This is a genomic window from Nostoc paludosum FACHB-159, assembly GCF_014698835.1.
In the GTDB taxonomy this organism is placed as follows: Bacteria; Cyanobacteriota; Cyanobacteriia; order Cyanobacteriales; family Nostocaceae; genus Nostoc; species Nostoc paludosum.
Genome location: NZ_JACJTU010000003.1, coordinates 78,234 through 88,051 on the forward strand (window position 1 = coordinate 78,234; position 9,818 = coordinate 88,051).

Sequence of the window (9,818 nt, forward strand, 5' to 3'; positions counted from 1 at the left end):
TAGTTTCGATAGTTGTTAGTTTTGAGTAATCACCAAAAAACTAACGACTCAAATGCTCTTATTGGGATTTTTTCTGGGTTTAGCGGTAGGCATTGGGTTTTGGGTTTGGCAACAGGTTCAACTTAACCGCTACCTAAAGCGCATACTCCAACCGTTAACCCCGCATTTTTACAAAGTGGGACTGCCGCTGATTCCTGGGTTACGGCAAGAAATTATGCTCTTGAGGCAGCAGCGACAAGATTTGCAACAGTCGCTGCAAAGTTACCAAGATGTGCTGGAATTTGCACCAGTAGGATATTTGCACGTGGATGAAGAAAATCAACTCTTGTGGTGCAATCAGCAGGCGCAGGAAATTTTATATCTGCAAAGGTGGCAGCCAGGGCAAGTAAGGTTATTGCTGGAGTTGGTAAGGTCTTATGAACTCGATCATTTAATTGAGCAAACTCGTGATTGGCAAAAACCACAGGCTAAGGAGTGGGTATTTCACCCCTCTTGTGACAATGCCGCGCAAATACCGAAAATCAAATCTCTGACTTTGCGGGCATGTAGCTTACCTTTACCTAACGGACAAGTAGGCGTATTTTTAGAAAATCGTCAACCCCTATTGGATATAAATCAAGCACGCGATCGCTCTTTTTCCGATTTAGCACACGAACTCAGAACGCCTTTAACTTCCATTCGCTTGGTTGTGGAAACTTTACAAAACCGTTTGGAACCACCTTTAAATCGCTGGGTTAACCGCCTGATGCAAGAAGTTGACCGCTTGATTAGCTTGGTGCAAAGCTGGTTAGAACTCACCCAAATGGAAACAAACCCCAACATGCAATTGCAAACCGAAGCTGTGGAATTGCGATCGCTAATTGCATCTGTTTGGGAAAACCTAGAACCTTTAGCACAGCGACAACATCTGTCTTTGAGTTATTCTGGCCCAGAAAATCTGTGGATTAAGGCAGATCCAGCCCGTATGTACCAGGTTTTTCTCAACTTGCTGGACAACAGCATTAAATATAGTCTTCCTTCTACTTCCATTCGCATCCAAGCAAAAATCCTATCAGCGAATAATAATGGGGATAATGCTGGTTCCTCGTGCCTCGAAATAAATCTTATTGATTCCGGTGTAGGCTTTTCCCAAGCAGATTTACCCCACATTTTTGAGCGATTTTATCGTGGAGATAAAGCCAGATCCCATTCCCCGCAGGATAATAATTCTATAGGGGCAATTGTTGGCAATGGCTTAGGTTTAGCGATCGTTCAACAAATTCTTCTAGCTCATGGAGGTTCCATCAAAGCGATGAACCATCCAGAAACTGGTGGAGCGTGGATGCAAATTCTATTCCCAGAAGTGATGTCAAACTCCCTAAGCCAAGACTATAGTTAAGAATATCTTCACGTTTGAGATTACAAGTGTGAAAGCTGTCCGTTACAGTCCCAATTCTCAGAGACCCCAACTGGCACGCGGTATTAGGCGTTTAGAACGGGATGTATTACGCATGGGAGCTTTGGTTGAACAATCATTTCGCCTCAGCCACCAAGCGTTATTTGCTCGTAACCTAGCAGCAGCTGAGGAACTTCCCCGATTAGATAAAAAAATCGATCGCTTTTATAGACAAATCGAATCAGATTGTACAGCAATCATGACGCTGCAATCACCTACGGCACAAGATTTGCGTTGCTTGAGTGCTTTTATGCAGCTTGTGAGAGACTTAGAGCGTATTGGTGATTATGCTAAGGATTTAGCTGAGATTGCCATTAAAATCTTTCCCTATACGCCTCATACGTCTTTACCAGATATTGAAGTCATGTCCCGTCACGCTCAGGCAATGCTAGCAACTAGCTTAGTCGCTTTGGCAGAGTTTGATGAAGCCGGCGGACGGGGTTTAAAACACTTAGATGATACCGTAGACGATGCCTACGATCGCGTTTATCAGACTTTAGCCCAACAACGTGATGTACCAGGTGTCGTTGAGCCAATTGTACTGTTGGCGTTGGCGATTCGTTGTCTAGAACGTATGGCAGATCACGCCACTAACATCGGTCAAAGGGTAGCATATATCGTCACCGGTCAACGCTCCTAATTAACCTTCTTTAAGAACTATCACTAAATAAAAATCTAGAACCTTATTTATCAAGGCTTTTAGCAATTTACGCTGAGATTGAAGAGCCAGTGTATTGCTGGCGTTACCACGACAGTTGCTCGTGGCTAAAACCTCTACGTACCCGTTGCTGGCTCCTCGTTATAGCAACTGGTATTTGAGGAACTTACCAAGATCCCGTTCGCGTAGCGTCTCCGTTCGCTCTTAGCGTCCCGAAGGGAAGGAGAAGAGTAACCCAACACTCAAAAGTCTTGCTATTATTCGGTTTGGCTCTATTTAACTCCAAGTAGATTTATTTTTATCTCGGCAGAATGATAAAAAGAGGTTAACTTGAGTTTACAACAAAGGCACAGGTTAAGTCAAACTAAGCCTTGGTGCAAAGATTTTTTCAATGATATTAAGTTTAAATCAAATACCAAAAAATTAAGTTAATTAAATATTTTACAAAAAGCTTACCTTTTCTTAAACTTGCACAATTAAAGTAACGGGTGAACAGCTAAATGACTCTCTTTTTTCTCACTATCATAGACGGCTTAAACCAAAAGCTATTGTGATGAGAAAGTTTTAATTTAGCTACTATTCGTTGAAGTGTCAGCATAAATAAATACTCAATATAAGAAATATTAGATTTTTTAATAAATTCAGCAGCAATATTCCCTAGTAGTTTGTGTGGCTACGGTTCATGATCTATTCCACAATTTCCACTCCAAACCCTTCTGGGCTGTCAAAAAACTCTGCTGTAGAAGGGCAGGTATCGCAATACATATTTACCCGTCGAGAAGTAATTCCACCTCGAAACGATGTACTTTGGCGCATCGAACACGGCGCAGTTCGTACCCTAACGTGGGGTGAAGATGGAACATTCATCACTCTCGGTTATTGGGGACTAGGAGATCTCATTGGGTATCCTTTGTCTAGAATTCAGCCATATCAGATCGAATGTCTGACAGGTGTAGAAGTTAGTGTTGTCCCCGCTCATTTGTGGCATCAAGATGTTGATGCTTTATTGTCTCACATCCAACAGGCAGAAGATTTACTGAGCATAGTGCATCGGAAACCGATTTCTTTACGTTTATGGCAGTTTTTGCTCTGGTTGAGTGAAAAGTTTGGACGTGATATAGACAAAGGCAAGCTGATAGATCTGAATATTACCCATCAGGATATTGCAGAAGTTTTAAATACTACGCGAGTAACAATTACACGTCTACTACAGCAATTCGAGGAAGAAGGAACAATTTTACGTCACAAACGCCGTATTATTTTGCAGTTACCAAAAAATATTAACTGAGTAGTTTTAATTCAGCAGTATATTAATTTGCTTGTATTAATCAGAGGACATAAGGTATAATTGGTGCTGTAATTTTGTGTGAAATAACCCAAAAGTAAAATGTTTTAAGCATTTTACCGTTCTTGGATTAGTAGGTGTGAGTGAAACTAAAAACATGACAAAACAATTCTGGAATCTTATTAAGGTTAGTCCAATTGTTGTCGCTGCTACATTTTGCACAGCAAATGCCGCTTTTGCTGATGAAGTTAACGACCAAATAACAAATGTTGCTCAGTTATCTCAAGCTCAAGAATCTAACAATATAGATCAGGTAACATCAGTTTCTCAGTTTTCTGATGTTCAGCCTACAGATTGGGCATTCCAAGCTTTACAATCTCTAGTTGAGCGCTACGGTTGTATTGCAGGTTATCCTAACAGCACCTATCGCGGTAATCGTGCTTTGACTCGTTACGAATTTGCCGCAGGTTTGAATGCTTGTTTAGACAGAGTTAATGAGCTAATTGCTACAGCTACCGCTGATTTGGTAAGCAAACAAGACTTGGCTACCCTACAGCGTTTACAAGAAGAATTTTCTGCTGAATTAGCAACCTTGCGCGGTCGTGTAGATGCCCTAGAAGCTCGGACTGCGGAATTAGAAGCTAATCAATTCTCCACTACTACCAAGTTGGTTGGGGAAGCAATTTTCAACGTATCTCAAGCTTTTGGTGACGGAAGAGCCGTTCCAAGTGGCGATCCAACTCAAGATTTAGATGCCAATACTACCTTTGATGACCGCGTTCGTTTGAACTTGTACAGCAGTTTCTACGGTACAGACCAGTTACAAATCCGTTTGAATGCTGGCAACATCATTTCCAACGCTGGTGTTACTGGTACTAACATGACACGCTTGGGCTATGACGGTAATAACAACAACTCTGTTGTCTTCGATAAAGTCAACTATGCATTCAACTTCGGTGATGCAGTGCGGGTGAAAGTTGATGCCGTTGGTGGTGAATTATACGAAAACGTCAACACCTTTAACCCCGACTTTGCTAGCTCCGGCAGAGGTGCGCTATCTCGCTATGGACGTTTCAGCCCCATCTATCGCCAAGGTCAAGGCGGCGCTGGTGTGACTGTTACTTTCAATCCTAAAGGCGCCATCAGTTTGAGTGGTGCTTATCTAGCTAGAACTGCTAACGACCCCACCGTTAATAATGGTCTGTTCAATGGTGATAGCGTTATCTTTGGTCAGTTATCTTTCCAACCTACCAAAGCCTTTAATATTGGTCTGAGCTACGCCCGTACTTATCAAACAGATACTGTTGCTAACAACCTTTTCCAAGGTACAGGTAGCGCTTTTGCTAACAACCCCTTTGGAGCTGGTAGTCGTGTTGAATCTAACAACTACGGCGTACAAGCTACCTTCCAATTTAGTCCTAAATTGGCTCTGAGTGGTTGGGGTGGTTATGCAACAGCTGATGCGAAAACTGGTGCGAATGCCGGTACAGATGCGGATTCTTGGTGGTGGGCTGGCTCCCTTGCTTTAAAAGACTTTGGTGGAGAAGGTAACGTCTTAGGTGTTATTTTTGGTCAACCACCTAGAATTACTGGTGGTAGCATCAAAGATGTTGCCGCGAATGTTAACTTAGATGACGATACCTCTTATCACTTAGAAGGTCTTTACAAGTTCAAGGTATCTGATAATCTGCAAATCACCCCTGGCTTGTTGGTAATCTTCAATCCAGAACACAACGATGCTAACAATACTATTTATGTAGGTACTCTACGTACTACTTTCACCTTCTAAAATTGTGAATTAGATAAACAAAACCCCACCTGAAGGTGGGGTTTTGTTTTGGAAAAAAATGGTTATGTAGGATTATAATCTGGTTGATTTGATAGATCTTTTGGGCGGCGATCGCTACTCCAAGCCCACCACACACAACCACAGTGACAAGAATAGAATTCTTGCCATTTACGACGACGGTCTTCTGTTAGTACAGGCGATCGGCGATTTAACCAAACTTTTTCAGCTTCGAGGCTACTTGAGGAGCAGCTAGGGCAACAAAACTTATAAGCATGTGTCGCCTTATTTGTCCATTCAGGTGGGAGGGGAGCAAAAGCGTCCATGATTAGGACAGGGAGTAGAGAGTGGGTTGACGCGATTAATCGCGTCTGTACGGAGTAGTATAGTTCAATATAATTGAAAAACACTGTGAAATTAGCATATTGATATTCTTACAGCACTTTGCAAGTAAATGAACTACACATCTTAATATGATAAATCTTGTGGGATGAGTATTTTGGCCGTCCTAGTTATTCTCAAATCAGAGAAACTTGATATTTTAGCAACTAGTCAGGGTGGACATTATGGCTAATAATTAAAATTATGGAGCCAAATGCTGAAATTCGCCGTTTATTAGATGTCATGCCTGCTTCTGGTCGGATGACAACAAAAATTGTGAGCAAGCCAGAGCAAGCAAAAGTGATTGACGCCTCCTTTCCTCAACCCTGGAATCAGGCACGACCGATATACATTAATTTCGATTTGTGGCGTCGCCTAACAAAGCCGCAACGAGACTTGCTGCTATTGCAGGTGGTTAGCTGGTTGACGGGCGTGAGGTGGTTTAAACCCGATATTTATCAAGGTGTGGTGTTGGTGGGGCTGTTGGGTGGATTATTGGAAGCAGCACAATCAGATGTGGTGGGTGTAGCTGTGGCTGGAGGATTAAGTGCTGTTGCTCTTGTTCGCATCTGGCGGACTAACAAATCTCAAGAGTCAGAGTTAAACGCTGATGCAGCAGCAATTAGGGTAGCGCAACGGCGCGGTTATTCAGAGGTTGAAGCCGCAGGGCATCTGTTATCTGCCATTGAAGCGGTAGCCAAAATTGAAGGGCGTTCCAGTTTAAATTTTAGCGAATTGATTCGTTGCCAAAATTTACGAGCGATCGCTGGTTTGTCACCAGTAAGTATGCCAGAAAATTATCAGTAGAAATAAAGAATTTAAAATTTAGGAGGCACAAGGTAAAAGCTGCTCCCTCACTTGATTTCACTGAGTAATATTTTATAGCATTTGAAGCATAGTTTAGGAAATAGGCTAAATCTCAAACCGAGACAACAAGAAACTTTCAAGCCTATTGCTGTTCCCTGACATCCATTTAATTCTGTCTATATTCTTAAAAAGAATAATAAAATACTTTACACCCTAAGGTAAATTAACTGTATATATAAATTTGAAAAAAATCAATTTAATTTTGCAATAACAATGTTAAAGAACAAAATCATCAAATATACTTCGAGATTACCTTTTTCTTCTCCTTGGTTTATTATAATTATTTTTTCTGCGCTTGGTTTAATAGGTATTCTCAATCATTCGATGTGGCGAGATGAACTAAATCCCTGGCTGATTGTCAGAGATAGTGAATCTTTAGGCGATTTAATTGAAAATATTCGTTATGAAGGTCATCCTGTTCTATGGTATTTTTCTCTGGCAATTCTGAGAAAAATAGTTGATAATCCTTTGATTATGCAAATTTTCCATTGGGGAATTACTGTTGTTTCGATTACCCTTTTTTGCTTATATAGCCCTTTTAATTATCAACAAAAGTTTTTATTTTCGTTTGGTTATTTTACTTTTTACGAATATCTTTTGATTTCTCGAAACTATGCCTTTAGCATGTTATTTGTTTTCGCATTTTGCACAATTTTTTCATCGAGGAAAATAACTTATAGCTATTTGGCAATTTTATTGGGCTTACTAGCAAATAGTAGTGCTTACGGTTTATTGGTATCATTTTCTTTATCATTGACTTTGCTAGCTGAATTTTGTTTTGATAGCGAACATCGCCGTCAGTATTTTAGCCAAAGTCAAAAATATGATTTAATATTGAGTATTTTGATTATAATATTTTCTTTTATTTTATCTATTTATATTATTACTCCCCCTACAGATAGTTATCTTTATGGTGGGTTAAAGAATGGTTGGGTAATGCAATTAGATTTCCGCCATCTTTTGAGAAGCATAGGTAGAATATTTGGTGGTTATTTATTAATTATTCCTCAACATAAAAAATGGCTAGACTTAATTATTTGTACAATAATTGCTTTATTCATTGTCACTTTAACCTTGATTAAATTATCTAAAAAGCCAGTTCCTTTATTCTTATACATTACAGGAAATTTTGTAATACTCACCTTTACATACTTGAGATTTACAGGTATGCCGAGGCATTTTGGACATTTCTATTTAATTCTGATAGCGGCTTTATGGCTAGGAAATTATTATCAAGACTCTCTAGTTTTACTCAATAAATTTTCTGTTCGCCCAAATTCAATTACATTTGTTCATAAATGGCATCATATTGCTTTGATGTTAATTCTTTACGTCCATTTGTTAGGAGGTATTTATAGTTTTTCAAGAGATTTGATTTTACCATTTTCTGCAAGTCGTGAAACAGCTCAATACCTTCAAAAATCTGGGTTAGACAATGAATTTATTGTTGCTAGTCGAGACGCCAATATGGCACCTTTATCCGGTTATCTTAATCGAAAGTTTTACTATCCTGAACTAAAAAAACTGGGAAGCTTTACTTTATTTAACAAAGCTCGTAAAGATGTTGAACAAGCTGATATCTTAAACCAAATTAATTCTCTACTCAAAAATCAAGACGAACAAAAGAAAATTTTGTTAATTTTAAATCAAAAACTGAATGTGAACCGGAATGATTTGAACATTGCTCCGATCAAAAATTTTGAGAAAAACTGGATCGATAGCGAACGATATTATCTTTATTGGGTAGATAAAGTATAGGGATGATGAACCAGATAATTTCAGCCTAATGAATGTCGGCAGGTGCAGGAGATATGCCATCGCATGAGCGTCACAAACATCGAAATCCACCACTAAATTTGCAGATTTAGTGGTGGAACGAACGCCGCTTTAGTATTGCAAACTGGGAAAATTCCAAAATATCGAAGGAATTAGAGCAAATTGTATAATTTTTTTGCTTATTATCCAATCTTCATTACCCTTAGTCCCCACGACTAAAGAAAGTAGGGACTTTGAGTTCCCTAATTCCTTTTATTTGATAATGGTTATGTCTTCATCGCTACTAACGCTGCTAACATTTTCATTACCATTTAAGTTGCCAATCTCTCGATCGAGATTTGCGTTGCTTCTCTGTTCTTCACGCAGGAGATCGATCAGAAAAGGACGTAAAATATCCTTAACTGGACGAATCAACTCAGACCAAAATAGCTTCTGCTCTCCTAATAATTGGATATAGCTTTCAACGCTGTGGGGAAAGGGAACGCTAATTGGGAGTTCGACAATACCCCCAAATGATAAAGACCCACTTTGAGAACCAAATCCTACAACTGTAATAGGTTGACCACCATTAGCATAGTTGCCAATGTAAAAATCTCCAATCCGTAGTCCTTCAGGAGCAATGAGTGAGAGAGGGAAGGGGGGATCTAGGGGGATCTTTGGAATAGTATCAAACACATTTTCGATGCGATAGCTGAGTTCATCACCTATTTGCTGGTTGTAGTAATCTACAAATTGTTGATTGCCAATTTTACATGCTGCGATCGCATAAACTTTCAGCAGTAACCCCCCAGATGAAACTGGCCCAAACCAGCGTCGCAGAGCCAAAGCCGCAAGCTGGCTGATGGATGCACCCAAGCTGTGACCTGTTACGAATACCTCTACAGGTTGATTTAAAGATGATTGCTTAGATAAAAGCTCTGCTTCTACAAATTGCAAAATTTTCTCAAGTTCTTCATCGTCATCAATTTCACCGTCGGCAACTACTTGAGTAATTAAATCTTGAGCTTGTTGCTCAAACTCTGCGCCTAGCCGAATTCCTCCTGCATCAGCTAAAGCATTAATGCAAGCAAATTTTCGCAGGGCAGGTAACTCATGAAGCCGCCGGAAATCTGAGGGTTTTAGCTCACCCCGTAAAGCCTTGAAGAAGAATAGAATTTCATCAGCGACGGACTCAAAAGCCAGATTAAACCCTCGCACAACTTTTGCCCGTTGGATAGACAAAGCGCCGTAACGAACCAAATCCCAATCTACATCAGAAGCCACATCAGTCAGTTCGATGGCACCGCGATCGCTAATTATTGAACCTCGCAAGGAAATTACGTACTGATGAGCTACTTCTGATTGAGTATTTTTCAGAATTAGTCCCCGAATATTCGTGTCATCATTGCGAACAGTATGAACTAACTGCCATCCCTGATTTCTATAGAGAGCCTTGTAAATTGTTTTTAGCTCTACATCATCAACACTACCATCATCATACTGAAAAACATCGTAGGCATATTTGGAAAGATTTGCAAACAGGATAGCTTCATCAAAACTAAAGCCCTTACGCAATCTCAAAGATGTAGTCATGGGTCGCTCTCCATTTCATAAATTCAATTGAGAATCGAACACAAACTAGAATTGCATG

8 protein-coding genes are annotated in these 9,818 nt (G+C 40.0%); 6 read left to right on the forward strand and 2 right to left on the reverse strand.

Translation table 11 applies throughout. The annotated features are described in order from the left end of the window. Positions 1-52 precede the first annotated feature (52 nt). The 4 genes from H6H03_RS04205 (at position 53) to H6H03_RS04220 (ending at position 5,167) form a co-directional block, all read left to right on the forward strand. Entirely contained in the window at positions 53-1,378 is a 1,326-nt protein-coding gene (locus tag H6H03_RS04205) for an ATP-binding protein (RefSeq protein ID WP_190953892.1), read from the forward strand. Positions 1,379-1,406: 28 nt separating this feature from the next. Continuing rightward, positions 1,407-2,075 (forward strand): phosphate signaling complex protein PhoU, encoded by a 669-nt coding sequence (gene phoU / locus H6H03_RS04210; RefSeq protein ID WP_190953893.1) that lies wholly within the window; start codon positions 1,407-1,409, stop codon positions 2,073-2,075. A gap of 700 nt (positions 2,076-2,775) precedes the next feature. After that, positions 2,776-3,381, forward strand: coding sequence for a Crp/Fnr family transcriptional regulator (locus H6H03_RS04215; RefSeq protein ID WP_190953894.1), 606 nt, complete (start codon positions 2,776-2,778; stop codon positions 3,379-3,381). A 154-nt stretch (positions 3,382-3,535) separates the two neighbouring features. Beyond that, positions 3,536-5,167 carry an iron uptake porin gene (locus H6H03_RS04220; protein ID WP_190953895.1) on the forward strand — a complete coding sequence of 544 codons (1,632 nt, stop codon included), beginning with the start codon at positions 3,536-3,538 and terminating at the stop codon, positions 5,165-5,167. A 62-nt stretch (positions 5,168-5,229) separates the two neighbouring features. On the opposite strand, the gene H6H03_RS04225 is transcribed toward H6H03_RS04220, so the two are convergent. Further along, positions 5,230-5,490, reverse strand: a complete 261-nt coding sequence (locus H6H03_RS04225; protein ID WP_190953896.1) for a hypothetical protein — start codon at positions 5,488-5,490, stop codon at positions 5,230-5,232. A gap of 259 nt (positions 5,491-5,749) precedes the next feature. Here H6H03_RS04225 and H6H03_RS04230 point away from each other — a divergent pair, with 259 nt between their 5' ends. Both H6H03_RS04230 and H6H03_RS04235 read left to right on the forward strand, forming a co-directional pair. After that, on the forward strand, positions 5,750-6,352 hold the full coding sequence (locus H6H03_RS04230) for a DUF3318 domain-containing protein (protein WP_190953897.1): 603 nt from the start codon (positions 5,750-5,752) through the stop codon (positions 6,350-6,352). Between the two features lie 273 nt (positions 6,353-6,625). Further along, on the forward strand, positions 6,626-8,170 hold the full coding sequence (locus H6H03_RS04235; RefSeq protein WP_190953898.1) for a hypothetical protein: 1,545 nt from the start codon (positions 6,626-6,628) through the stop codon (positions 8,168-8,170). A 270-nt stretch (positions 8,171-8,440) separates the two neighbouring features. Here H6H03_RS04235 and H6H03_RS04240 read toward each other — a convergent pair whose 3' ends face one another. Next, positions 8,441-9,760, reverse strand: coding sequence for a lipase family protein (locus tag H6H03_RS04240; RefSeq protein ID WP_190953899.1), 1,320 nt, complete (start codon positions 9,758-9,760; stop codon positions 8,441-8,443). Positions 9,761-9,818 lie beyond the last annotated feature (58 nt).

Excerpts from the sequence above, each read along its gene's own strand:
- H6H03_RS04235 (WP_190953898.1), top strand. The coding sequence starts at position 6,626 with ATGTTAAAGAACAAAATCATCAAATATACTTCGAGATTACCTTTTTCT.
- H6H03_RS04225 (WP_190953896.1), bottom strand. The coding sequence starts at position 5,490 with ATGGACGCTTTTGCTCCCCTCCCACCTGAATGGACAAATAAGGCGACA.
- H6H03_RS04205 (WP_190953892.1), top strand. The coding sequence starts at position 53 with ATGCTCTTATTGGGATTTTTTCTGGGTTTAGCGGTAGGCATTGGGTTT.
- H6H03_RS04230 (WP_190953897.1), top strand. The coding sequence starts at position 5,750 with ATGGAGCCAAATGCTGAAATTCGCCGTTTATTAGATGTCATGCCTGCT.
- H6H03_RS04220 (WP_190953895.1), top strand. The coding sequence starts at position 3,536 with ATGACAAAACAATTCTGGAATCTTATTAAGGTTAGTCCAATTGTTGTC.
- H6H03_RS04240 (WP_190953899.1), bottom strand. The coding sequence starts at position 9,760 with ATGACTACATCTTTGAGATTGCGTAAGGGCTTTAGTTTTGATGAAGCT.
- H6H03_RS04215 (WP_190953894.1), top strand. The coding sequence starts at position 2,776 with ATGATCTATTCCACAATTTCCACTCCAAACCCTTCTGGGCTGTCAAAA.